This window comes from Vibrio breoganii (assembly GCF_024346795.1).
Taxonomy (GTDB): domain Bacteria; phylum Pseudomonadota; class Gammaproteobacteria; order Enterobacterales; family Vibrionaceae; genus Vibrio; species Vibrio breoganii.
The window spans coordinates 1116970-1142235 of record NZ_AP024864.1; the positions used below are offsets into that span (position 1 = coordinate 1116970).

Annotated in this window: 21 protein-coding genes; 9 read left to right on the forward strand and 12 right to left on the reverse strand. The window is 47.5% G+C overall.

Going from position 1 to position 25266, the window contains the following annotated elements; all coding sequences use genetic code 11:
* The first annotated feature begins 131 nt into the window (after positions 1 to 131).
* The 3 genes from OCU35_RS05290 (at position 132) to recQ (ending at position 3115) form a co-directional block, all read left to right on the forward strand.
* On the forward strand, positions 132 to 425 hold the full coding sequence (locus OCU35_RS05290; protein WP_017027619.1) for a hypothetical protein: 294 nt from the start codon (positions 132 to 134) through the stop codon (positions 423 to 425).
* A 70-nt stretch (positions 426 to 495) separates the two neighbouring features.
* Positions 496 to 867: a rhodanese-like domain-containing protein gene (locus OCU35_RS05295; protein ID WP_102478100.1), complete on the forward strand. Its 372-nt coding sequence runs from the start codon at positions 496 to 498 to the stop codon at positions 865 to 867.
* Positions 868 to 952: 85 nt separating this feature from the next.
* A complete protein-coding gene (gene recQ, locus OCU35_RS05300) occupies positions 953 to 3115 on the forward strand; it encodes a DNA helicase RecQ (protein ID WP_102329677.1) in 2163 nt (720 codons plus the stop codon).
* A gap of 3 nt (positions 3116 to 3118) precedes the next feature.
* On the opposite strand, the gene OCU35_RS05305 is transcribed toward recQ, so the two are convergent.
* The gene (locus OCU35_RS05305; protein WP_261825777.1) at positions 3119 to 4819 is read right to left on the reverse strand and encodes an RluA family pseudouridine synthase; all 1701 of its coding nucleotides are present in this window, start codon (positions 4817 to 4819) and stop codon (positions 3119 to 3121) included.
* Positions 4820 to 5109: 290 nt separating this feature from the next.
* Here OCU35_RS05305 and OCU35_RS05310 point away from each other — a divergent pair, with 290 nt between their 5' ends.
* From OCU35_RS05310 to OCU35_RS05325, 4 genes are all read left to right on the forward strand, one after another.
* Positions 5110 to 5571, forward strand: a complete 462-nt coding sequence (locus tag OCU35_RS05310) for a hypothetical protein (protein WP_017243389.1) — start codon at positions 5110 to 5112, stop codon at positions 5569 to 5571.
* A complete protein-coding gene (locus OCU35_RS05315) occupies positions 5571 to 6602 on the forward strand; it encodes an HlyD family secretion protein (protein WP_017243388.1) in 1032 nt (343 codons plus the stop codon). The genes OCU35_RS05310 and OCU35_RS05315 overlap by 1 nt, the downstream gene beginning before the upstream one ends.
* Before the next feature lie 248 nt (positions 6603 to 6850).
* A complete protein-coding gene (locus OCU35_RS05320; protein WP_261825778.1) occupies positions 6851 to 11827 on the forward strand; it encodes a 2-oxoacid:acceptor oxidoreductase family protein in 4977 nt (1658 codons plus the stop codon).
* A gap of 1 nt (position 11828) precedes the next feature.
* Entirely contained in the window at positions 11829 to 14570 is a 2742-nt protein-coding gene (locus OCU35_RS05325) for a sulfide/dihydroorotate dehydrogenase-like FAD/NAD-binding protein (protein WP_261825779.1), read from the forward strand.
* 80 nt (positions 14571 to 14650) lie between these two features.
* On the opposite strand, the gene OCU35_RS05330 is transcribed toward OCU35_RS05325, so the two are convergent.
* Positions 14651 to 14890: a hypothetical protein gene (locus OCU35_RS05330; RefSeq protein WP_261825780.1), complete on the reverse strand. Its 240-nt coding sequence runs from the start codon at positions 14888 to 14890 to the stop codon at positions 14651 to 14653.
* A gap of 367 nt (positions 14891 to 15257) precedes the next feature.
* On the opposite strand from OCU35_RS05330, the gene OCU35_RS05335 reads away from it, so the two are divergent.
* Positions 15258 to 16061, forward strand: coding sequence for a crotonase/enoyl-CoA hydratase family protein (locus OCU35_RS05335; RefSeq protein WP_261825781.1), 804 nt, complete (start codon positions 15258 to 15260; stop codon positions 16059 to 16061).
* Positions 16062 to 16181: 120 nt separating this feature from the next.
* Here OCU35_RS05335 and OCU35_RS05340 read toward each other — a convergent pair whose 3' ends face one another.
* The 10 genes from OCU35_RS05340 to OCU35_RS05385 all read right to left on the reverse strand — a co-directional run bounded on the left by OCU35_RS05340 (position 16182) and on the right by OCU35_RS05385 (position 24699).
* Complete coding sequence (locus OCU35_RS05340; protein WP_261825782.1) at positions 16182 to 16418, reverse strand: hypothetical protein; 237 nt, start codon at positions 16416 to 16418, stop codon at positions 16182 to 16184.
* Between the two features lie 138 nt (positions 16419 to 16556).
* Entirely contained in the window at positions 16557 to 17420 is an 864-nt protein-coding gene (locus OCU35_RS05345; protein WP_102377213.1) for a DMT family transporter, read from the reverse strand.
* A gap of 74 nt (positions 17421 to 17494) precedes the next feature.
* Positions 17495 to 18592, reverse strand: coding sequence for an alkene reductase (locus tag OCU35_RS05350; RefSeq protein ID WP_102377214.1), 1098 nt, complete (start codon positions 18590 to 18592; stop codon positions 17495 to 17497).
* Between the two features lie 18 nt (positions 18593 to 18610).
* Positions 18611 to 18994, reverse strand: coding sequence for a lactoylglutathione lyase (gloA, locus tag OCU35_RS05355; protein ID WP_065209997.1), 384 nt, complete (start codon positions 18992 to 18994; stop codon positions 18611 to 18613).
* Between the two features lie 186 nt (positions 18995 to 19180).
* Positions 19181 to 20971, reverse strand: a complete 1791-nt coding sequence (locus tag OCU35_RS05360) for a bifunctional molybdopterin-guanine dinucleotide biosynthesis adaptor protein MobB/molybdopterin molybdotransferase MoeA (protein ID WP_261825783.1) — start codon at positions 20969 to 20971, stop codon at positions 19181 to 19183.
* A 3-nt stretch (positions 20972 to 20974) separates the two neighbouring features.
* Positions 20975 to 21544 carry a molybdenum cofactor guanylyltransferase MobA gene (gene mobA / locus OCU35_RS05365; RefSeq protein WP_017027604.1) on the reverse strand — a complete coding sequence of 190 codons (570 nt, stop codon included), beginning with the start codon at positions 21542 to 21544 and terminating at the stop codon, positions 20975 to 20977.
* A gap of 1 nt (position 21545) precedes the next feature.
* Positions 21546 to 22268: an ABC transporter ATP-binding protein gene (locus OCU35_RS05370; RefSeq protein ID WP_017027603.1), complete on the reverse strand. Its 723-nt coding sequence runs from the start codon at positions 22266 to 22268 to the stop codon at positions 21546 to 21548.
* Between the two features lie 12 nt (positions 22269 to 22280).
* Complete coding sequence (locus OCU35_RS05375; protein WP_017027602.1) at positions 22281 to 22979, reverse strand: ABC transporter permease; 699 nt, start codon at positions 22977 to 22979, stop codon at positions 22281 to 22283.
* Positions 22979 to 23842 carry a substrate-binding domain-containing protein gene (locus OCU35_RS05380; RefSeq protein WP_261825784.1) on the reverse strand — a complete coding sequence of 288 codons (864 nt, stop codon included), beginning with the start codon at positions 23840 to 23842 and terminating at the stop codon, positions 22979 to 22981. The genes OCU35_RS05375 and OCU35_RS05380 overlap by 1 nt, the downstream gene beginning before the upstream one ends.
* Before the next feature lie 5 nt (positions 23843 to 23847).
* Complete coding sequence (locus tag OCU35_RS05385; protein ID WP_261825785.1) at positions 23848 to 24699, reverse strand: formate dehydrogenase accessory sulfurtransferase FdhD; 852 nt, start codon at positions 24697 to 24699, stop codon at positions 23848 to 23850.
* Between the two features lie 131 nt (positions 24700 to 24830).
* Here OCU35_RS05385 and OCU35_RS05390 point away from each other — a divergent pair, with 131 nt between their 5' ends.
* Positions 24831 to 25256: a DUF3305 domain-containing protein gene (locus tag OCU35_RS05390; RefSeq protein WP_017027599.1), complete on the forward strand. Its 426-nt coding sequence runs from the start codon at positions 24831 to 24833 to the stop codon at positions 25254 to 25256.
* Positions 25257 to 25266 lie beyond the last annotated feature (10 nt).

The following is a 25266-nucleotide window of genomic DNA, read 5'->3' on the forward strand; positions in this document are numbered from 1 at the left end:
AAACTTGCGCTCGGTAAAGACATCGAGAATTTTCATCTCTCAAACCACCAGTGTGTGAAGTACATCCTTTGATTAGCAAGATAGGTGTGTTGTGATTATGCTTATTATGAGAAAAAGATAGGGAATCAAATATGCGACTTTTAGCCACACGAGAAGACGGTTGGAACCTGTACAGGGCAGGGGATCAGTATTTTGAATCTCGTATACAGTTATCCGAACAAGAACAAGCTACTAATGGTGAAGAACTGCTCACCAATTCTGGTAATTTGAAGCAGCTTGCCTTCAATTTAGATTCAATCAATGGGTGGTTTAACGACAGCAAAACGCCTGAAGACCTGAAACGCGTGATTGCGGCACTAGAACCTATGATTATCGAGCTTTGGCAGGAAAAAAAACTGGGCTCTTGGGTGATGGAGATCTACTAGATTTCATCGGAATGGGTGGAATCTAGAGTAGATTGGAGCTTATTTTCCTAAAGCGAAGCAGGAGAGCTTTATGATCAAGAGATTAATGGCGCTGTCGCTACTTATCCCTAGCATGATCTTTGCCACAGGGGCTTTCGCCACAGAGCGTGCAGAGCAGGCGTGGGAGTGGATTGACTCTGGCGCAGCCGTGATTGATGTGAGAACGCCGCAAGAGTTCAACGGCGGGCATCTCGACAATGCTGTGAATATCCCCGTCGCTGATCTATCGAGAGCCGATCTCTCTTTTGTGGATAGGGATGATCATATCGTAGTGTATTGCCGTAGCGGCAACCGCTCAGGTAATGCTAAACAAATACTACTGACGAAAGGGTATAAACACGTGCATAATGGCGGCGGATTGCAAATGATGTTGTCAGTGAAGCAAGAATCGTCTTCTGAATAGAAGGTGATTTAATACTATTACCCACAGCTTTTTGGCTGACTCTTCGCTATCCTTTTTATTCATTTAACCCTCAGGATCTTCAGCATTGAGTCAGTTCGAGCACGCCACTAAACCCCAGCCTATAGATGTACTAAATTCTGTTTTTGGTTACGACAGCTTTCGTCACCAACAACAAGCCATAGTCGAGAGCGTGGTGCACGGACAAGATGTTCTGACCCTGATGCCTACTGGTGGCGGTAAATCTATCTGTTACCAGATCCCAGCAATGGTGCGTTCGGGTGTCGGTGTGGTTGTATCGCCACTGATTGCCTTGATGAAAGATCAAGTGGACGCCCTAAGACAAGTGGGCGTGGCGTGCGCCTTTCTAAACTCCACTCAAGATCAATATGAGCAGCTGGAAGTTGAAGCCTCGGTAATGCGTGGTGAGATACAACTGCTTTATGTTTCTCCAGAGCGTCTGCTTATGGAGCGCACTCTTAACCTTCTTGAGCAATCGAGCTTATCGTTATTTGCCATTGATGAAGCGCACTGTGTAAGTCAATGGGGACACGATTTTCGACCTGAATATCAAAAACTGTCCATCTTACCGCAGCGCTTTCCTAATGTGCCTCGCATCGCCTTAACCGCAACGGCCGATGAGCGCACCAAACAAGAAATTATCGCACAGCTGCATCTCGCTGATGCCAAGGTATTCGTGCATAGTTTTGACCGCCCTAATATTCGTTATCATGTCAGTGAAAAAGCCAACGCGAAGCATGAATTATGGGATTTTATTGAGAACAATCATGCCCAAGATGCGGGAGTCATTTACTGCCTATCACGCAAAAAGGTCGAGGAAACCGCAACCTGGCTTTCTGATATGGGGCGCGTGGCTTTGCCTTATCATGCGGGCATGTCTGTCGAGCAAAAGAATCAAAACCAACAGCGCTTCTTACGAGAAGACGGCGTCATCATTGTGGCGACCATTGCATTTGGTATGGGTATAGATAAGCCCGATGTGCGATTTGTCGCGCACCTTAGCCTGCCAAAAAGTATCGAGTCTTACTACCAGGAAACTGGGCGTGCGGGGCGTGATGGAATGCCAGCAAACGCGTGGATGGCTTATGGTTTGCAAGACCTTGTTATGCAAAAGCAGATGGTGGAAAACTCTGATGGCAATCAAGAATACAAGCAAGTGCAGGTGGGCAAGCTCAATTCATTGCTTGGATATTGCGAGCTGAGTGCTTGTCGCCGTCAGACCTTGTTAGGTTACTTTGGTGAGCCACTAGAGCAGGCGTGTGGCAATTGCGACAACTGCTTAAACCCACCTAAAACATGGGATGGTACTCAGGCGGCGCAAAAGGCGCTTTCTACTGTGTATCGCTCAGGTCAGCGCTTTGGTGTGACGCATCTAGTGAATGTGCTACTTGGTAAAAGTGATGACAAGATCCAGCGCTTTGGTCACGACACCCTATCTACCTTTGGTATTGGCACTGAGCTTACCGCTGAGCAGTGGAAGGGGGTATTTAGACAGCTCATTGCAATGAATTACCTGACTGTTGAGGGTATGTATAACAATCTAAGGCTGACCGAGCAGTGCCGCGCAGTGCTAAAGGGTGAGCAAAGCATAGAGCTACGTGAACTTCGCAAGGCTAAAAAGAAAAAATCCAGTGGGCCGAAAAAAAGCAGTGCGCTTTCTGCTCAAGATGCTGAGGTGTTTGAGAAGCTAAGAGAGCTTCGTGCAAGCCTCGCCAAGGAACAAAACGTCCCAGCCTATGTGATTTGTCACGATGCCAGCTTGGCTGATATTGCCCTAAAGAGACCCACCACATTGGATGCGCTAGGTGAGATATCAGGTTTTGGTGAAGCCAAGGTTGCTAAGTATGGCGAGCCGATTATCACACTGATGAATCAGCAGCCTAAACAACTCCCTACATTAAGCGCCACAGAGCAAACCACCCTTGAGTTATTTCAATCGTTGAAAGATGCCGAATTGGTGGCAAAAGAGCGCGCAATTGCACTCAACACCGTGATGAGTCATCTAGCATCAGCCATAGAGCTTGGGGCATGCCAACTGCAACAAGTGATTGATATTGAACCCTTTGAACTAGAAGAATTTGACGCTGCCATTAAGCAGCTCAATAGTCTCACTGAGGCAAAGCTAAAGCCGCTGTTTGAGCACTTTGATGCCAAATACGATTACGGCACTTTGCGCTGTGTCGTCGGCCACTTTGCTTACCAGCAGCAGCTGGCTACGCTAGCGAGTTAGTCGCTAGAACGGAATATCGGCCTCAAAGGTGACCCACTCTTTAGTAACGGGGTGGGTGAAGCTGAGCTGCTGTGCATGCAGATACAATCTTTTGTCTTTGCGGCCATATAAGGTATCGCCAATGATGGGCATGTTAAGCCCCTCGGCGTGAGCACAATGAACTCGTAGCTGGTGGGTGCGACCTGTTTCTGGATACAGCATGACCTTGCTGTGTCCATCAATGGTTTCTAGAAGTTGATAGCGAGTGTGCGCAGGCTTGCCTTCCTCATACGACACCATTTGCCTTGGCCTGTCATAAGGGTCACCACATAAAGGCAGCCTAATATCCCCTTCTTTTTCCTGTAGTTCCCCATCAATTAAGGCCGCGTAGCGTTTTTTTACTTCACGAGAGATGAACTGCTTTTGCAGGGATTTGTTCGCACGCTTAGTGAGGGCAAACACCAACAAACCTGAGGTTGCCATGTCTAAGCGGTGCAGGGCAAAGGGGCCTTCGGCATCGGGATACATTTGCTGTATGCGGTAAAACGCTGAGTCTTGAATGTGTCGACCAGGCACAGAAAGAAACCCTTCAGGCTTATTCACCACCACAATGTGCTCATCTTCATAGAGGATAGGCAAAGGCTTATCTTGTGCAGGATTTTCTAGCAGCGGATTAGGGTCGACTTCTAAGCCCTGTAACATGTGCGAGAGGATCGGGTGACACTTACTCATGCACGAAGGATAAAACTGTTTGTGCTGACGAATCTCAGATTTAGGTGAGTGACCCCACCAAAATTCCGCCATAGCGATTGGCGTGTAATCATTAAGATAGGCGTATTGCATTAGCTTGGGCGCGGCGCATTCTCCGGCTCCCGCTGGTGGCACTTTATAGGCGGTTTGGGCAAATATTTGGTTCAGATCTTGACGTTGTCCGTCGGCATTTAAGAAAGAATAATAGGCGAAGATCTTGTGCTGAAGTTGGTTAGACAAAGCTGCGCGTTGGGCTTTTAAATCCGCGATGGCTTGCTCAATGTGAGTGATTGTCTCAGTCAGTGCCGTTCGCTTATCTGCCCACTCTTGCTTGAGCCACTTTAACTGATTCTTTTGCGCCACACTCTGCTTAGCTAAGCTTTTCTCAAGCTCTTGATACTCCAGCTCTGATAGGGTGCTTTGCGCTTGGGTGCGCTCGATTTTGCGACGCTTTCGACTGTCTGCGATATCAGCTTGCAGCCCCTTTATTTGAGAAGACTCTTCTTCAATCAGCGATGAAAGCCGCTGTTTTAGGGGCTCGATATTGCAGGTGCTTACAAAGGCTTTTAGCTCTTTGGAAACCTCGTTGACCTTTTCTAACTCATCCCTATAAAACCCGTCATCATCCAGCATATCGTACACCGGCGGTACGAACCCTTGATGATGGTTCGTATCATCAATTTTGCCAGAAAAAGCGCTGAGAAACCCTAGCTCTCCTGCACTGTTTTTTACCACCAACACACCAAACATCTTGCCCCTAGCAGAAGGACTTAGTTCTGTATTTAGGCTCTGATCGTCTTGCAGGCAAAAAAGCTCATTAAATCGAGCATTTGAACTCAGGCTCTTTTGTAGCCGTTCGCAGGCGATGATCGTCAGCGGGTTCGGATCATAATAAAAGGGAAAGGTGAATCGCTCCGGCATCGGTAGTGAAGAGGAGGCTTGTTCAAATTGGGTGAAAAGCGGGTCGATGCTCATGGGTTTAACGGTACCTTAATGCGAAACGGAGGCTGGATATAGAGCCGATGGGCAGATTGTATTGAATACCGGCCTCATCTACCAGCATAGCGCGTTTTTCTATTCAATATACTCCTCATGCATATCAGGTATAGAAATGAATAATTGGAGGTAATCCTCAAGGTTATTTATTGTGACTGTGTTGTGGGGATTACGGAATAGGGAGATGGCCAACACTCTTTGAAGTTAGGGCGCCATACGTAGTCACTACCATACGTATTTTTAGAGCCCAACTAAAGTGAGAGTGAGTAATGAAAAGATTGTTCGGTGTTTTAAAGTGGCTAATGAAGGCAATTGGAGTACTCAGTGCTGCTGTTGCAACTTCCCTATTTTTCTCTACCTTATCCAACATTCACGGTAAATCTATGCCGGCCAGCGAGTTTGTCGATGGTAATCCTTCCATCATTAAACTCCTCAATTCTGAAATCTTCATGGGTCTCATCTTCGTTGTGACCATCTCTATCTTTGCTTACGTCGCTTATTTGCTATGGCAATTGCACGAGGTTGCAGTTCACGAGAGTGAGCATCGCAACAGCGCACATACCAATGTGGTATTTGCTTTATCTTTGTGTGGTTTGTTTATTAGCAAGACTTGGTGGGTATTGGCGATTGTGATTGCGTTTACTCGCTGGGACATCATTGGTAACTCATTGAGTGGTGTGATTCGTCGTGGTGTAGAAAAAGGCAACCTGTCAGCTGAGGAGACTAAATAATGAAAGAGATCATGCTTCCCTATGTATTCATTATGTGGATTCTGGTTAAAGCCGGAGTTATTAAGTGGAACCTGCGCAATGCAACCATGATCACTGCATTTGGTGCCTTCTTAGCAATGACACTGTTTACCGTGAGTCGTTTCTGGGCGCCTGTTGATTTGACAGACAGCAGTACCGTTAAAGCGCCGCACGCGGTATTAAGTCCTTTAGTGGGTCAAAAAGTGGAAAACGTTATGGTTAACCATAACCAAGTGGTCGAGAAGGGCGAGTTGCTTTACACCCTTGAAGCCACAGATTCTGTTGAAGAAATCAAAGGTCTTGAGGCTCAGATCCAAGCGATTAAGCATCAAATATCTGCAACCGAAACCCAGATCAAAACAGACGAAACCACAATGGCACGTCTGATGAAGCTTGAAGAGTACAGCAGCCAAGCAGAGCGTGATGACGTAAGAAACGCCATCATGCAAGGTTATTCACGCCTGTCAGAGCTGCGCGCTGAGATTGCAACCATTAACGCCCAGATCAAAGAGAACCAATGGCTTAATGAAATGAACCAAGTAGTTGCTCCATTTGATGGTCAGATTGGTGTTGTCAATATCTCGAAAGGCACTCGCACGGGTAACATGCACATCTATGACACCAGCAAGAAGTTTATGGAGATGCGTGTCAGCGACCAAACCTATCGCTACATCAAAGAGGGTCAGTTTGCCGAGTTTTATGTTAACTCTCACCCTGGTGAAGTATTCCGAGGCAAGGTACACAGTATTACCAGCGGTACTGGCGAGGCGACAGTGTCAGTGAAAAACGGCGCGCAGAATGTAAAGCAACACGTAGGAAATAACGCGGGTGCTCATGGCCGTACTGTCATCATTGAATTTGAAGAGCCAGAAGGCTACAACATCCCCATTGGTGCAACGGGTTCAGCGTGGATTTCTGCCACTAAACCGCACCCAATTCTAGGGTTCATGGATATCATTGGCGGGGCAACAGTTAGGCTGAAATCATTGAAGGCTTACCTTAGCGCGCTATAGTGAAAGTAGAATATTCAATCAATAAATAGAGAGTTTTTGTTGAGTATCAAATAAAACCCTACAATTTGTGAGTGAATAGACAGCATAAGGCATATTTGCGGTGTAGAATTTAATCAGCACGCAAATGTGCCTTTGTCGTATGTGGAAGAAAATTTGAGGCGAAATGCGTGATCTTGACTTAGTTTGTGGGTAAATAACACCGCAATTCTGTGCGGTCTGTTTGTCCACCTGTTTAGGAGAAACAGCGCATGTCCTTGTTATCAAAGACCATCGAATACCCATCTTATCCCGGTACACCTGCCGTCATTCATGGCAACGGAGCGGTTGCTCACGTTATGGATTATGTTTGCGGCGGCGTTATTGGTTACCCCATCACCCCCTCAACTGAAATCTCAGAGCTGTATGAAGCGTTTCGCGCTCAAGGCGGAATGAATGTATGGGGACAGCATCCGTTCTTCTTCGAGCCTGAGGGGGAGCATTCTGCGCAAAGTGGCGCATTGGGTGCTGCGCTTACAGGTGGCAAATACATCTCAAATGCCTCTTCAAGCCAAGGTATCTTGTATGGCTTGGAATCCCACTATGTCACGGTAGGTAAAAAGGCCGCAGGCTTCGTACTGCATGTGGCAGCGCGCTCAGTCTCCAGACACTCTTTGAATGTGATGGCGGGACACGATGATGTCTATGCGCTGCTGTCTGCGGGCTACACCACTTTGTTTGCCAGTAATGCTCAAGAAGCGGCCGATCTTGCCGCCATCTCTTATCGAGTCAGTGCGCTCTCGCTAATACCGGTTGCCAACTGCATGGATGGATTTGCCACCAGTCATATTCAAAGCGAAGTACGGCTACCTGAGCCTGAGCTGTTAAAAACCTACCTAGGCGATCCTTCAGAGCGCATTCAAGCGCCAACCGTAGCACAGCAGATGCTGTATGGTGCTAAGGGGCGTATTTGGCAACTCAATGTCTTTTTAGACAAGCATCAAGATGACTTCTGGCCCGATAAATTGCGGGATATCAAAGATTATCTAAAGGCCAATGAAGCGCAGCTAGAGCAAGATAAAGAAGGCCGGTTAATCGCCCATACATTGGACTTTATCCCAGCAGAGCTGCACAAAAAATGGCGACGAGTGTGGGTTAACAGCTATGAAAAGGGCAGTCGTCAACGAGTGCCGGCGCTAATGGATACCCATAACCCTGGGCTGACTGGTGGTGTGCAAAATCAGCCCGATTATCAAGCCGGGATTGTTGATCATAGGGTCCACTTTCAATCGGATGTGCCTAAGTTTATCAAGCAAGCGATGCGCGAGTTTGCCCAGCTTACCGGCAGACAATATTCCCCTGTCATGCAATACCAATGTGAAGATGCAGATTATGTGATCTTAGGTCTGGGCTCAGTGACAGACGATGCTGAAGCGGTGGCCGAGTATCTTCGAGGTAAGGGCGAAAAAGTAGGGGTGGTCAGTATTAAGCAGCTGCAACCTTTCCCTGAAGCGCAGCTCATAGAGGTATTAACTGGCAAGAAAGCCGTGACCATATTAGAGCGTTGTGATGAAACCAAATTAACTGAGCGCGTCACTCGAGCCTTATTTAAAGCAAGAGAAAACGCTGACAGTCATCGCCATGAGAACATTCCGTTTCTTCGTGAGCTACCGCAAATCAGCACTGGCGTTTTTGGGCTAGGTGGCCACGATCTGCAGCCTCGTCACCTCGTTGCGGCATTTGCAAATATGCAAGCGGTGCAAAGTAAGCCTTTCTTCTACCTTGGCAGTCAGTTTTTTGATAACCAAGCCTCTGAGCAATTACAGGTCATACAAAGAAGACTCAAGGACGCCTATCCAGAGACTGAGTTGATGGCATTGTCCACCGACGAGAATCCCCAATTGCTTCCATTTGAGGCGATACGTACGCGTTTTCACTCAGTGGGTGGCTACGGCACTATTGCTACGGGCAAGTTATTAACCGATATCCTTGCTGGCGCATTAGAGCTGCACTCTAAGTCCATGCCTAAATACGGTTCAGAAAAGAGCGGCGCGCCTACCAACTTCTTCATTACCTTGTCACCAGAGCCGATAAAGATCACTAATGCGGAACTGCAAGAGGTAGAGGTGGTTCTATCCCCTGATCACAAGGTCTTTATGCATACCAACCCGTTAGCGGGTTTGACCCAAAACGGCACCTTTATTCTGCAAACACACCATACTCCAGAGCAAGTATGGAAAGAGATCCCAGAAGCCGCCAGACAGTACATTCGCCAGAACAATATCGACTTCTTTATTGTGGATGCCTTTAAGGTAGCCAAAGAGCAAGCCCCTAGCCGAGATCTTGAGATCCGTATGATGGGTATCGCCTTCATTGGCGCGCTGTGTGGGCATGCTCGCCAAGTGATAGGCAGTGCTGATGAAGAGGCAATGCTAAACCGAATCGAGCAGCAAATAGCCAAGAAGTTTGCCAGCAAAGGCCAAGCAGTGGTCAGTAGCAACATGGCTGTGATTCGCGAGGGTATGCATGCCACTAAACAGGTCTGCTATCAAGATTACGAGGAGTTCGTTCCTAGTCGCGAAAACAGCGCCCAAGTCACTCTAGATGATAAAACAACTCGTGCCAGCAGCTGTCTGTTTGACCAAGATTACTTTGATAGCATTGCAGGTAAACACTATGCCGATGGCAGTATTGCTGAAGCGCCGGTTATCCCGGGCTCGGGCATGTTTATGCCGCCTTCTAGCGCAAAAACCAAGAACAAGGGATTGTTCCGTTTGAATGTGCCTTTGTTTGATCCTGATAAGTGTACGGGTTGTATGGAGTGCACCATCGCCTGTCCAGATAGCGCAATACCGAATGCGGTGCATGAGGTGCATGACCTTATCAATAATGCGATAGAGACCCTTGCTGTTCCTCCAGCGCAAATCTCAGCCCTGAAAGCCGAGGTACCTAAACTGAGTGATGCAGTAAGACATTACTATCGCACTCACTCTAAAGAGGAATCTCTTCCTCTGCATAAAGCCATTGCATCAATGCTTGATAGCATGACCTTCAATGATGGCAAGGTTCAACAGCAATTTGCGAGTGTGTGTATCGCATTAGAATCTATGCCAGTGGCGCGTACTAAGCCCTTCTTTGATGCTATGGAAAAAGCCATGCCCGGTAGCGGAGGATTGTATTCGGTTGCTATAGATTCGAGTAAGTGCAGTGGTTGTATGGAGTGTGTGGATGTGTGCGGTCCTAACGCGCTGCAAAAGGTGCGTCAAACCACTGAGCTCAATGAGCAACTCCATCACAGCTTCGAAACGCTTGCAGCGCTTCCAAACACGCCGATTCGATTTATCGATGGCCAAGAGCCTAAGCGCTTATTACTGGATAGAGACAATTACTATGCAATGAGCGCCGGTCACGGCGCGTGCCGTGGCTGCGGGGAAGTCACAGCCCTTCGCTTGGTAACCTCAATCAACCGAGCCATGGCAGAGCGTCGCAATAAGGCACACCGTGCACAACTAGAAAGCTTATTGGATAGGCTAGAGAGTAAGCATCGTCAGCTGTTTGAAACCGAGCAGCAGCCTGATCGTGCTCAGCGAATTGAAGATACGGTTAAGGTATTGGAGCGACGCCTGTATGAGTTTGAACATGGACCTACAGGTGACGGACCGGCCGATGCGCTGATTGCCAATGCCACCGGCTGTAGCAGTGTGTATGCGTCCACCTTCCCATCCAATCCTTATAAGGTGCCTTGGGTAAACAGCTTGTTCCAAGATACGCCAGCACTCGCAAAAGGCTTATTTGAGGGCGAGGTTGCCAATCAGCTAGAGCAGATTAAAGCGCTACGCTGTGCCAAGTTGGAAGTGGAAGACCTGTATGATCCTAGCATCCACGATAAGCAGCTTAACTATTTAGAATGGCAACAGCTCTCTAGTGATGAACTCAATCTACTGCCCACAGTGTTCAGCATCGGCGGGGATGGTGCCACCTACGACATTGGTTTTGGCGCGCTATCTCGACTGCTGACAACCTCTACGCCAATTAAGGTGTTAGTGCTTAATACGGGGAGTTACTCCAATACGGGAGGACAAGCCTCAACCGCAAGCTTTACTGCTCAAGACTCAGACTTGAGCCGAGTGGGCAGCGCACATAGTGGTAAGCAAGAGGCGCGAAAAGAGTTAGGTATCATCGCGATGTTCCATCCACAGGTCTTGGTGGTGCAAACCTCGACAGCCATACAGGGGCACTTTATGTCTAACCTAGTGGAGTATCTCAATTATCAAGATGCCCCTGCTTTGTTTGATGTGTATACCCCTTGCATGGGCGAGCACGGAATCGCCGATGACGCCAGCACTAGGCATTCACGCTTTGCCGTTGAGAGCCGAATGAACCCAATATTTGTGCACGATCCACGCAAGGGAGAAACATTGGCTGAACGGCTTTCGCTAGAGGGTAATCCCGATATCCAGCAAGACTGGACTCAGCAGATGATCACCTATCTAGATGATGATGGAATGACTCAGCTTCTAGAAACGGCGCTCACTCCTGCAGATTTTGCCTTGTTTGAGGGACGCTTTAAAAAGCATTTCTCTCTTGCTACCAGTGAGCGAAACCTCATTGAACTGGCCGATTACGTTGGCATGAGCGTGAGTGAGCGCGCAGATAAAACGCCGTTTATCTGGTCTGTAGATAGCTCGCAGCATCTAATCCAACTCACGGTATCAAGCTCCATTGTCGCACTCACCGAAGAGCGGTTAAATAACTGGCACATGCTGCAGTATCTGAGCGGACAGCAAATAGCTAAGGTGCAGGCAGAGCACCAAGCAGAGATTGCCCAGTGGAAAGCGCGCTATGAACAAGCGGTTGAGCGCAATGAGCAAACTATAGACACCATAGCTAACGGATTGGCAGAGTTGGCACTTACCGTAGATAACGAGGTGCAAATTCCGGTGACGCAAATCGAGTCAACGGATACAACGCCTGCTGTAAAAGGGGCAGTGGATAGATTAGTGAGTATTGCCAAATCCGATATGGCAAGTTGTACGGACTGTAAAACTTGCTATCAACAGCTTCCGGAATTGTTTGAAAAGACCACTATCATCGAAGAGGGTAAGGCAAAGATAGTCAGCCGAGTGATTCCCAACGTCTTTGATAGTCTGATGATTACCAACGAGCTTATTGAGCGAGCCTCGCGCATTGCTGATGAGTGTGACGCCGAGATCATTCACGTTAATGTCTCGCAGACTTCGGAGGTGTAGCATGGTTTCGACAATCAGTAAGGCGCAACAAACGCTGCTAGAGCAGCGAATGCGCAAAGACCCCAAGCGCTTTCAGCAAATGGTGATTGATGAGAGCATGCAGGCAATTCAAGCGGCGCTGAAGTATGGAGAACTCTCGGCTTCATTTGTAGAAAAGCTGTGGGAGCTGCTGCTCATAGATGACGAACTCAGTATCACGTTGCAGCGCTATTTATGGCGAGTGCCTCTTAAACAAAAACGCGCATTTGTGCGAGGCATCGACCGACACCTTAGTGCTCGGTATCCCATGTTTGAGGGCTTATCAAAGGGGTGGCCTGGCAGTAATAATATTCCCCCTTATGTGCGTCCTGCCGAAGAAAGACGTAAGGATTTTGACTTAGTCAGTCAGGGTTACCTTGGCTATATGGGGCTGGGTTATAGCCTGCGTGAGGTTGAGCTATTTGTTTGGCTTGAGGTACTGAGAGACAAGCAATGTGAAGACCGCCCATGTGAAATCGGCGTGCTTCAATGCGACCAGCAAGGCGCTCCTAAAGCGGAAGTCGAAGGCGGCTGTCCTGTTAAGATCCATATTCCGCAGGTACTCAATTTGATGGGAGAGGGCCGGTTGAAAGAAGCCTTTGAGCTGATTCGAGATGCGAATCCTCTACCTAACGTCACTGGGCGAGTGTGCCCACAAGAATTGCAATGCCAAGGGGTTTGTACACACAACGATAAGCCCATTGAGATCGGTCAACTAGAGTGGTTCTTGCCTCAGCGTGAACGCGAGCTCAAAGATGCAGGCGGCACAGGGGAAATAACCAACAACCCTTGGGTCATGGCCACCAAGCCGCCCATCGCTATTGTGGGCTCTGGGCCATCGGGCCTTATTAATGCCTACTTGCTGGCTAAGGAAGGTCATCCTGTCACTGTGTTTGAGGCCTTCCATGCCTTGGGCGGGGTACTTCGATATGGCATTCCCGAGTTTCGATTGCCCAACCAATTGATTGACGATGTGGTTGATAAGATCAAGGCCCTTGGCGGGCGATTTGTCACAAACTATATCGTGGGTAAAACCGCGGCTTTAAGCGATCTAAAAAAAGCGGGATTTGTGCGGATCTTCGTGGGAACCGGCGCCGGTTTGCCAAGGTTTATGAATGTCCCCGGCGAACACCTACTTAATATAATGTCAGCCAATGAGTTTCTGACCCGCGTCAATCTTATGCATGCCAACCTAGTGGACTACGAAACACCGCTACCTGAGATGAAAAATAAAGAGGTGATGATTCTCGGTGGCGGCAATACCGCAATGGATGCCGCGCGCACGGCATGTCGATTAGGGGCTAATGTCACCATCGTCTATCGTCGAACTGAGCAAGAGATGCCCGCTAGAGTTGAGGAGCTTCATCACGCCCTAGAAGAGGGGATACAACTTAAAGAGTTGCGTGCGCCGTGTGAGTTTCATGGTGATAAAAATCATGTACTCAGCAGTGCCACGTTAGATGTGATGGAATTAGGTGAGCCTGATGCGTCAGGTCGCCGTCGCCCTCAAGTGACAGGCAAGCAAGAGCTCATCAAGGTGGACTTTGCCATTATGGCCTTAGGCAATAGCTCTAACCCTATTGTGAAAGACGCCAACCCTGATCTCAACACCTCAAAATGGGGAACCTTACTGCTGAACAAAGACTCGCAGCAAACCTCAATAGAGGGGGTGTATAGCGGCGGTGATGCTACAAGGGGCGGTTCAACGGCCATCAAGGCGGCAGGTGATGGGCAGGCCGCTGCTCGCGAGATAATGGCAAATTTGGACTTCAATACTCAAGAGTTGCAAGGTCTCGTTGAGAGTGCCAGCCGTTATACCGAATTGGGTCAGACGCCAGCCAAGATCGTTAAGCGGAAACAGTTAACCGAAGAGATTGTCGAGTTCACCATTAAAGCGCCTTTGATTGCACAGTCCGCTAGGGCGGGGCAGTTTGTACGAGTATTGAGTGATGAAAAAGGTGAGTTGATACCGCTTACATTAGCTGATTGGAACGCGGCTGAAGGAACTATTGACCTTGTTATTCAGGGACTAGGAAGCAGCTCTAAACTGATCAATAAGATGCAGGTTGGCAACAGCTTCTGCGCAGTGGCGGGCCCTTTAGGTCAAGCCAGTAAGGTCACAGAACACTCGGGAAGAGTGGTTTTCACCGCGGGTGGGGTAGGTTTACCTGCGGTATTTCCTATCTTGAGGGCCCATCTAGAGATAGGTAATCAGGTGACGCTGATCTCTGGTTTTAGGGGCAAGTCGCACAGCTTTTGGACAGAGCCTGGTGGTCGATTAGAGAGATTGCGTGAGCGCTATCCCGAGCACCTAAAAATTGTCTATGCCAGTAATGACGGCAGTCTTGGCATCAAAGGCTTTGTCACCACACCGCTTGAGCAGATGATGCTTGCCCATAAAGGCACCACGAAAGCTAAGGTTTCAGAGGTGATCACCATTGGCCCGCCTATGATGATGCGCGCGGTGAGTGAGCTCACTAAGGATTTTTCTGTGCCCTGTGTGGCGAGTCTTAATTCAATTATGGTTGACGCGACTGGCATGTGCGGCGCTTGTATGGTGCCGGTGATGCTCGATGGAAAATTAGTGCGTAAACATGCGTGTATTGATGGCCCTGAAATCGACAGTCACATTATTGATTGGGACAAGTTCTTGCCAAGGTTTAATCAGTTTAAGCCGCAAGAGTATCAAAGTCAGATTGACCACAAGCTAATAGATCCGGAGTGATAGGCAGTAGAAAACAAGCCGCCCCTAAATAGGATGACTGCTAGGGGCGGCTTTGTTTACGGTGAGATAAAAATGATGATCTATTCGATAGTAAGGGAGGCTAGGCCAACCAGACTTGGCGCGGTAAGAGGTTCAACACTACTCACTTTTACTTTGTAGCCCTGTCGCAAGTATTTATAGATATCTTCAGTGCTTTCGACATAGGTATAACCTTCATCAAACCTTGCCTTGCTGACCGCAAACTTGCCATTTCTATGTCGATGGGGCTGTTGTATAAGCCCTTTGTGTTTGCCCCGTTTTGTTTCGTAGAAAATCTTCATTTTAATTACCTCTGCTAATCTAGAGCACAATCAAAAGGACCATGGTGTTGTGTGGTTTTTTGGAAAACTCTGGTAGGGATTATCTCTTTATTCATCGGGTTTATGTGTTTTTCTCATCACATAACATCATGATGAATAGGGCGGAATTCTTTATCTTTAGAGTGGATCACGCTACATGCTGAAAAAGTAATCGTATTGTAAATGCTGTGTAGTATTTGAGAGTGAGTAGGGTTGTAGGGGCGGTGCTTTTGAAAGGAAAAAGCATATAAAACTAATGCCTTATGTATGAAAATTAATATACACGCCTTTCAAAATGTTAATAATTTGTATAACTTAGTGGTTTGACCACTATGTAAGGTGAAGCGATATGTCTCGAGTGACCTGCACTATTGATGATAATCAGATTGCAATAGTCAGCCTTAATCGTCCTGATAAACTCAACGCCATTGATATGGAGATGTTCAAAGCGGTGAATGCCATAACGCGCGAGTTGAAAAACGATAAACGGGTGAGGGCAGTGATCGTTAGAGGCGAAGGCAGTGATTTTTGCTCTGGGCTTGATGTGAAGTCTTTATTAACCAGTAAAAGCGGTGCGCTTTCTTTGCTCTTAAAGTGGTGGCCAACTCGTGCCAATGATGCTCAGCGCTTTTCCTTGGGCTGGCGCGATATCCCGTGTCCGGTGATATTTTCTATCCATGGTCGTTGTTGGGGGGGCGGGTTGCAGTTAGCTAGTGGAGGGGATTTTCGTATAGCGAGTCCCGATGCTACCTTTTCTATCATGGAAGCCAAGTGGGGACTCATTCCTGATATGGGCGGGGCTATCGCCTTTCGGGAGTTAATGCGTAAAGACCATACCCTAGAGATGGCCATGACCGCCAAAGAGATCGACAGCCAAACGGCGAAAGAGTACGGGCTAGTCACTAAGATCGCAGACGATCCCTATACGTGTGCCTATCAACTAGCCTTGGAGTGCATTAACCGTTCTCCAGATGTATTAGCCGCGAATAAGAAGCTCTACCATAACACCTGGTGGTCGAGTCAAGGCAAGGCGCTACTGCTCGAGACTTGGTATCAGATTAAGGTTGGGATGGGGAAGAACAGAGTCATTGCGGGTAAGCGAGAGCGTAATCCTGATGATAAGCCGGATTACTTGCCGAGGAAGTTCAAATAAGGCAGTGTTTTTATTTTGTAGGGGAAAGGAGTCTCTAAGATTCTGGATAATTACTGTGTAATTTCCAGAATGACGTTTAGGGCGTGCAACTTAAGCTCAAGTTCAAGTTCAAGTTCAAGTTCAAGCGAATAGCAGCACAGTGCCGTCACTCACGTTACGCAGTAACTTTGCCGATACGACTAACTCATTGTCGTCGAGTAATAGCACTTGATAGCTATTTCTGCCTTCCTCAGCATATTCACTGCTCATCTGAGAGAAAAGAGAGGCACATTTACCATACGAACCCATAAAGGTATCGGCTAGGGTCAGACTGCCATTGCTGTGCATTGCATAAAGTGCGATAGATGAACTGCTCATTGCTTGGTCTCAAGATATCATTGCCTGCTGTTAGTAAGGTAACTTTAGTCTTGAGGCCTTGATCATTGAACTAGCAAAATTACCAGCAAGGGCGCGGGAAAATGACAGTTCTAATCAGTGTGCCGTGTAAAACGGCACTTATCCCTTCTTCGAAAGCTTGATATACACCAGAAGCGACAAGAAGATAACGCCTCCACCTATCATCTTTTGCGTACCTACGACTTCTCCTAGCATGCTGATACTCAGCATCAGTGTCCAAACGGGCTCTAAAATCATGATCAGTGATGCTGTTTCCATCTTGACTGAGAACTGGCCGACCGTTTGTGCTAGATAACGAATCGAGGTGGCAATGAGTGTCGATACCGCAAACCAAAATAAGACATGTCGATTCAGTTCGAAAGCCTCTGGCTGAGTAATGCCCACCGAGATGGCGCCAATTAATCCAACCGCAAACAGTTGCACACAGATAGAAGTCAATGGGTTGAGATTGGTGATCACACGCTTGTTTAAAACAAAGTGCAGCGACAGCAGCCCCGAAGCCAATAAGAAATACCATTGGCTTCTATCCACTTGCCAACCGTTGGCAAGGGTCAGCAGAGCCATGCCTAAGATAGCGATAGGTAAGGCAACCCAAAAGGCTCGATTGGGTTTAACTCGAAATAATATCAAGGATACGAATGGGGCAATTATCATGGCAAGACTCATGATAAAGGCACCTTCAGCAAGCGTGGTTGAGATAGAGACTGCGTAAACCCAAACTTGAATAGACAGCGCTAGGACGAAGCCTACACCAAGCAAAGAGATAATCTGTTTTAGCTTGAGTGCGAGAACTTTTTTATAGCAGAAGGGAAAGAGAATTAAGCTCGCTAGCAGGAAACGACTGGTAATGAACACTTCGCCGGGAACTTCGAGAATAACGAGTTTAGAGGCTATCCAACCTATTGCGGCTAGAATAGTTGCCAATACAAGAAACAACTCGCCTTTGAGGGCCTTAAGATTCATGGTTATCCTAATGTAGGCTTAAAAACGATAAAACCCTGCGAGAGCGCAGGGTTTTTGATTGTGTTGAGCGATGATTAAGCTTGGTAGACGGGGTAGTCGGTTAAGCCTTGCTCTGCACCACCAAATAACGTTTCTGGGTTATGAGAAGCTAGAGGATAACCCTTCTTGATACGGTTAGGAAGGTCTGGGTTTGAAATAAACGGGCGACCAAAACCAACCATGTCGGTAGTGTTTTCTTGGATAGCTTCAGCACCTTTTTCAGCATCGTAACGACCCGCGTAAATTAGCACGCCTTTGTACGCTTCACGAACGGCAGTTTTGAACTCTTTTGGTGTTTCTGGCGCATCTTCCCAATCGACTTCGGCAATGTGCACGTAAACGACGTTCAGCTTGTCTAGAAGCGCTGCCGCTGCAACGTAAGTCTCAACCGGTGTTGCATCAACAGTGCCGTTTAATGAAGTAAATGGCGCTAGACGTACACCAACGCGATCACAACCAATGGCTTCAGACATTGCAGTTACCACTTCACCAAGGAAGCGCAGACGGTTTTCAATTGAGCCGCCGTACTCATCAGTGCGGTTATTTGCTTCTGAGTCAATGAACTGGTTGATTAAGTAGCCGTTTGCTGCGTGCAGTTCGATACCATCAAAGCCCGCTTCGATAGCGTTAAGGGCTGCTTGACGGTATTGCTCAACCACCATTTCGATATCCGCTTTTGTCATCTCACGTGGTTCAACAACGTCAACAAAACCCGGTGCATCAGTACCATTGTCGATGAACACCTTTACATTTTCTGCTTTCAGCGCAGAAGATGAGATAGGCTGCTCGCCACCGATGTTGTCAGGGTGCGTTACGCGGCCTACGTGCCATAACTGAGCGAAGATTTTGCCATCGTTCGCATGTACAGCGTCAGTGACTTTTTTCCAGCCAGCAATTTGCGTTTCAGTGTAGATACCAGGAGTCCAAGCATAGCCTTGTCCCAATGCTGAGATTTGCGTGCCTTCAGCAACGATAAGGCCCGCTTCTGCACGTTGTGCGTAGTATTGAGCCATCATGTCGTTAGCAATGTTACCTGGCTGACTTGCGCGAGAGCGAGTCATTGGTGGCATTACAATGCGATTCTTGAGAGAAAGTGGACCCAGTTGAATCGGTTGGAATAGTGCGTTAGTCATTATTATTTTCCTCTCAACTTAGCCTAGTTGGATCAGTTCGATTGCGTAGCCATCAGGGTCTTTAACGAAAGCGATGTGAGTCTCGCCGCCTTTTACTGGACCTGGTTCACGAGAGACATTGCCACCCAGCGCTTTGATTTTATCGCATGCTGCGTAGATATCGTCAGCACCAAGAGCGATATGACCGAATGCATTGCCGTGGTCGTACGCGTCAGTATCCCAGTTATAGGTAAGCTCAATAGTGGTTGAGCTTGATTTGTCATCAAAGCCAACAAACACTAGCGTGTAGCGATACTCTGTGTTTTCGTGACGCTCAAGCTCCTTCATGCCTAGAACCTTAGTGTAGAACTCGATGGATTTATCTAGGTCGGCAACTCGAAGCATAGTGTGTAGAAATTTCATGACTTATCCTCGTTGGCATCGGTATTTGACCAATGCTTGGTATGAGTGGAATTCGATTAAGCTCACTATACCTAAGGGAATTAAAGATAAGAAATTATCATTGATTATCCAAACTATAATGAAAATTTATAATAAAAAGGGTTTCGATAAATCGAAACCCTTATGAAATCCTTTGAAGGAAGAGAATTAGACAGTCAGAGGAATGATGGTAACCAATTCACCTTGTTCAACTTTGGCATACAAAGGCTCAATCTCAATCAAGCAGTTAGCTTCACTCATTGAGCGCAGTATTCCTGAACCTTGTTTACCGGTGGAGCGAACCACCAGTTGGCCTTGCTCATTTAGGCTGTAAACACCTCGCGTAAACTCAGTACGCCCATGACGAGAGCGCAATGACTCACTCGCTAATGCGCGAAGTTTAGTGGGTGCCCATTTCTGATCGCCTTGCATTTTGCGAATAGCCGGCTCGACAAAGTTAATGAACGAAACCATAGTCGCAACAGGATTACCCGGAAGACCAAAGAATGGCGTCTCACCAATCTTACCAAAGGCGAGCGGTCTGCCTGGTCGCATATTGATGCGCCAAAAGTCGATATTACCGTTTTGCTCCAGCACGTCCTTGATGTAATCAGCATCACCTACAGAGACGCCACCTGTGGTCAGCACTAGATCGGCACTCTGCGCCGCCTCTGAGACGGCCTTTTCGATTTGATGATGGTCATCTTCAAGGATCCCAAGGTCTAAGATTTCACAGTTCAGTTGTGTGAGCAGGCCAATCAGGGCATAACGGTTTGAATCGTAGATGCAGTTTTCTCTTTGCGGCTGACTTGGGTGTTGCACCTCATCACCGGTGGAGAATATGGCCACCTTGAGCTTACGCTTAACCAAGCATTGGTTGATGCCTAGCGAGGCAATCATGCCCATTTCAGCTGCGCCTATTTTGCAACCCTTCTCAAAGACACTTTGTCCTTCGGCAAGGTCTTCTCCAGCGGAGCGAACATTTTGCCCTGGCTTGATTGTTGCGCCATTGAAGGTGACAAAATCAGTACCTTGTTCAGTGAAGGTGTCGGATTGCTCACGCATAACAACGGTGGTGCCATTACTAGGCACTGGCGCGCCAGTCATGATCTTAACCGCTTCGCCTGCTTGCAATGGATGCGGATAGCTTTGACCTGCCATCACTTCGGCAACGAGCTTAAAGCGCTCAACAGACACATCTTCATCGCGAATCGCAAAGCCATCCATTGCTGAATTAGTGTGTTGCGGAACGTTGATACTCGATACTACATCTTCGGCCAAGATATGCTGCAGGGCGTGATCCACTTCTACGCGGGTATGTCCCTCTATCTCAGAGACGGCATCCAATATACGCTCTATTCCTTGCTCTACAGAAAGAAACGCGGGTGAGAGGGTATCGCAACACGCAGCAACACTCTCTTCACTTTGCTTCTTGTTTACTTTGTCGCCAGATTTCACTCTAGCGGCGATAAACTCTGCGATAGCTTCCAGGTCGTTGATGTCAAACTTCGGCAGTGGGCAATCTAAAACGATATCGGTGGCAACCGCGATGATGTTGTCATCACTTGGATACATCCACGGGTTGTGCAAAGCCTCACGGCGCAATTCAATCTTTGGAAACGATTGACTCTTAAATCCTTCGATGAGGATCAAGTCGAGTTCATCATGCTTAAATTGCATTAAAAGGTGTTCGAAGCTTGCCTCTTCGTCAGGGGTTTCAGTGATCATGGCGTTGCGATAACGCGAGCTGATGTACATCTGCGTCGCGCCAGCCTTTCGCAAGCGATAACTGTCTTTGCCTTCTTGATCGATATCGAAATTGTGATGGGCATGCTTAAGAACGCCAAGCTTAAGACCTGCGCTAGTGAGCAAAGGAATAAGCTGCTCAAGTAGGGTAGTTTTCCCCGTACCGCTAAACGCGGCAAAGCCAAGAATTGGCGTGTTACGAATCATTTTCATGGGTTACTGCTTAAATTTAAGTAATTCTTGCTTCGAGTTAAGATTCACAAAGCTTTCTTTGATGTCGCTAAAGTCGATCTGTCTTGTGTTGCAGCGATCGTAGAAGAGGATGATCTTACGCTCACCATCATCAAGGAACTGCTGCAGTCGCTCTAATACGCTACGACGGAACACAGTGAAGACGGGCTGTATAAAGTCACCATCATGGGCCACTAATATCTCGTCTTCCTCGTTTATTTCTTGCTGCATACGCTGAATCAAAGTGGGAGAAATTTGGGGGCAATCGCATGGTACAAAACCCACCCATTCACTGTCTACATGGGTTAACCCAGCGTGAATTCCGCCCATTGGGCCAACAAACCCTTGGTATTGATCGGCAAAAACCGGCGCATATTCTTGATAACGCTCTTGGCTGCGGTTGGCATTGATGTAAACAGAGTCGCTATGGGATTTGAGAACCTCAAGAACGTATTCGATCAGTGGTTTATTATTGAGTTCCACTAACCCTTTGTCTTGACCTTGCATACGAGTGGCTTGGCCTCCGGCTAGGACGACCCAGCTTATTGAATTCATATTAGTTTCCTGAAATATTGTGGGAAATGGGTTCGATGTGTTTGATTTCTTCATCGATAATTCGAAGATGAGGAGTCACTGTGAGGCCCTGATTCTCTATGCTCCATTGAGTATCACAGAGATTGGTTAGCCCGTTTTGCTGATGACTGGTGATAACAATACTTGAGCCTCGATCTAGCAGGTCTTTGGCAAGAGAAACTATGCCTTGCGTAGACTCCAAATCCAATGACGCACTGGGCTCGTCCATCAACAATATAGACGGGTTGACAATCCAAGCTCTCGCCATGGCAAGGCGTTGTTTTTCACCCCCAGAAAGCACCGAGCAGTGTTCGTCTGCCAAGGACTCTAAGCCTACTTGCCTCAAGGCGTGAATCGCTCGAGTTCGACTGTTTAAACCTTGTTGTGACGTAAGGGGCAGGGCGTAGCGAATGTTATCCACCAAGCTTGCATCAAACATATAAGGCGACTGATGCAGATACACCACATCTCTGAACAGTTTTCGTTTGAATAATCGATGGAATGTCGAAATCTCATTGCCATTTATCGTGCCACTGCTTGGGGTTGTCAAACCGGCAAGAATCTTCAGTAAGGTTGTTTTACCAACGCCATTGTGGCCTTTTAAATAGATGGCATCGCTAGGGCCCAGAGTTAGACTAGGGATGTGAAACAGAACCCGATCATCATAGCGCTTAGACAAATCTTGGGCTCTTAGTTGTATTGACATTGATTCTCGCCTCTAGACTCGAAGATGACTTTGCCCGCGCAAAGACGTTAAGACAAAATTGAGTATCAGTGCTAGCAGTAGCAACACTATACCCAACGCCACACCCTGTGAAAATGCACCTCTTGAACTCTCTAAGGCAATTGCTGTGGGTATGTTACGTGTATGACCTAGGATATTACCCCCGACCATCATGGAACATCCGACCTCTGTGACTATTCGTGAAAATGCGGTCACAATGGCAGCAATTAACGCAAACCGTGTTTCCCATAACAGTGCTCTAAATACCTGAGGATAGGACTTCCCTAAGGTAATGGAGGTTTCGACGTTGCGCATATCGACGCTTTGAAACCCTGCTTGGAGCATAGAGATAAGAATAGGCATTGCGATGAGTATCTGTCCAAGTATCATCGCTTTTTGTGTGAACAGCCATTGCCAGTCGCCCATGGGGCCGGAGCGAGACAGTGTCATATACAGCAATAAGCCGATGACCACGGTCGGCACCGCCTGCAGTGTGTTAACTATTGAAGTGACAATATTTCGCCCAGGAAAAGGGGCATAGGCCAGTAGTAGTGCAATAGCGATGGCAGGCAGTAAGGATAAACTGAGGGCGAACAACGACACACTGAAGGAGATAGAAACTACCTTCCACAGCGCGGGGTCGAGGCTAAGAAGCAGCTTAATGGCTTCTATTGTAGTGTCACCAATATTCATTAGTTGGACGTTTTCGCATCAGCAGTAAACAGTTTCTCCCCCTTGACCTGAAATTGGTCAATCAAGTCTTGAGCCTTGTCGCTAACGATCCAATCACTGAGCGCTTTAGCACCGTCAATGTTTAGGTCAGGATAGCGCTTCGGGTTAACGCGAATAATTTGGTATTGATTGAATAGGGCAGGGTCGCCTTGCACCCAAATCGCAAGATCGAGCGCTTCTTGATAAGCAAGCCAAGTGCCTCTGTCAGTCAAAGTATAGCCTTGTAATTCCGAACTCATGTTCAATGTCGGCCCCATGCCTTGACCGATAGAGCGGTAGTTATCCCACTCGTGCGTACCGTTGCCCGCTTCCCACAGTGACAGCTCTTTTTTGTGCGTGCCAGAGTCATCGCCACGAGAAATAAAGACCGACTTGCTGTCGGCAATCTTAGTTAAGCCGCTGGCTGCTGTATCCGTTTCGCTAAGCTTAGCTGGGTTATCTTTAGGGCCGACCAAGACAAAATCGTTGTACATGACCGAGCGAGCATCGACACCAAATTCTGCATCCAAGAAGGCTTTTTCGGCCTTTGGTGAGTGGGTAAGAACGATATCGACATCCCCCATCTCTCCCATTTTTAATGCTTTACCTGATCCCGTCACCAATAATTGAACCTCGTACCCAGTGTCCTTGGTAAAGGTAGGCAGCAGATAATCCAGCAGACCTGAGTGATAGGTGCTGGTGGTGGTTGCCATGCGCAGCGATTGTGAGTCTGCATGTGCTGGAGCAGTAACAAGGATTAATGAAGATAGCGCAGCCAGCAACGCTGCCCTTTTTTGAGTGTGTTGGAGCTTTTGAATGCGTTGAAATAAAGGTTTGAGAAACATGAGTCTTATCGATCCTTGTTGATGTCTTCATTATCAGCATGCTTGCCGTCGAATTCGATTTTTTCTACCCCGTGGTAGACCTGAAAGCGCAGTCCCTTGGCTCTGGCGATGATAGTGATGCCAAATCGCTTTGCCAATTCCAGACCCATTTGAGTAACGCCAGAGCGAGAAAGCAGGGTAGGGATACCCATCTGAGCGACTTTGATGACCATTTCTGAAGTGAGTCGACCTGTGGTGTAGAAAATCTTATCGTCACCCGTATCTTGGTTAAGCCACATCTCACCCGCTAGCGTATCCACCGCATTGTGGCGGCCGACATCTTCCACAAAGGAAACCACTTCTCCTTCTCTGCACACGGCGCAGCCATGAACGGCACCGGCCTTTTTGTAGGTATCGTTGTAATGGGTCAGCGCCATCAGCGTAGAATAAAGGGCACTTTGTTTGATTTTTGTTTGTGGCACTTGATAGTTCTCTAGGCTCTTCATGACGTTGCCGTACATGGTGCCCTGTCCACAGCCCGAGGTGACGGTTTTCTTTTTTAAGGCTTTTTCTAGGAAGTCTGTATTTTCTTTGGTGACCACTGCCACACTGTTTGTCTCCCAATCTATCAACACGGAATCAAGTTGGGTAGGGTCTGATATAAAGCTTTGATTTTTAAGATAACCTAGCACCAGAGCACCAGGGTGAGACCCAAGGGTCATTAGTGTCACTATCTCTCGCCAGTTGAGCAGAACGGTTAAGGGACACTCGCAAGCAATATCTTTGCTCAGTGGCTCTCCATATTCATCAAAAACAGTCACGCTCTGGGTTTGAGACGGGGGCTGGCCAACGGCAACAAAATGGGGCGCTTTAGGCATCCAGAATTCCTTTTTCTATACTAGAACAGTGTTGTGTAGAAAGGTGAGGGGGCAAAGCCCATCTTTCAGTTACTCGAGCTGGCTCGGGTAGAACTATTTAAATAATAATGACTTAGCTTAACGAGGTACCAATGAAAACGGAAGATAATTGGCCCATTAGATGTCAGATTATTCTACATCAAACACAAAACTCTAAGTGGCAAACCAGCAATTGGAACATCGAAGAGATATTTTTAGACCCTTCGAAGAGTGAGACGGGTATCGATGCTGAAATCCAACTGTTTAGAGATGAGAGAACCGATTACCGTTTTAACCTAAATTCACAAAACCCCAAATTGTTCGTGGTGTTGGAAAACGATACCGAATCGCTAAGCCTTGTTTCAGTTACTGTGTCACAAAGCGTAGCAGGCAGTTTTCTTGATGGCGACTATCTGGTGCTATCGTTAGATTTGCCATTGGCGGTGCAGGCGTGGATGGAGGCCTATCTTGCTCGTCATGGAGAATTGATTGAGCACAAACGCAAGAAACGTAAAGGTGCGGGCCGTGCCAGTCGATAGTGGAAGATCA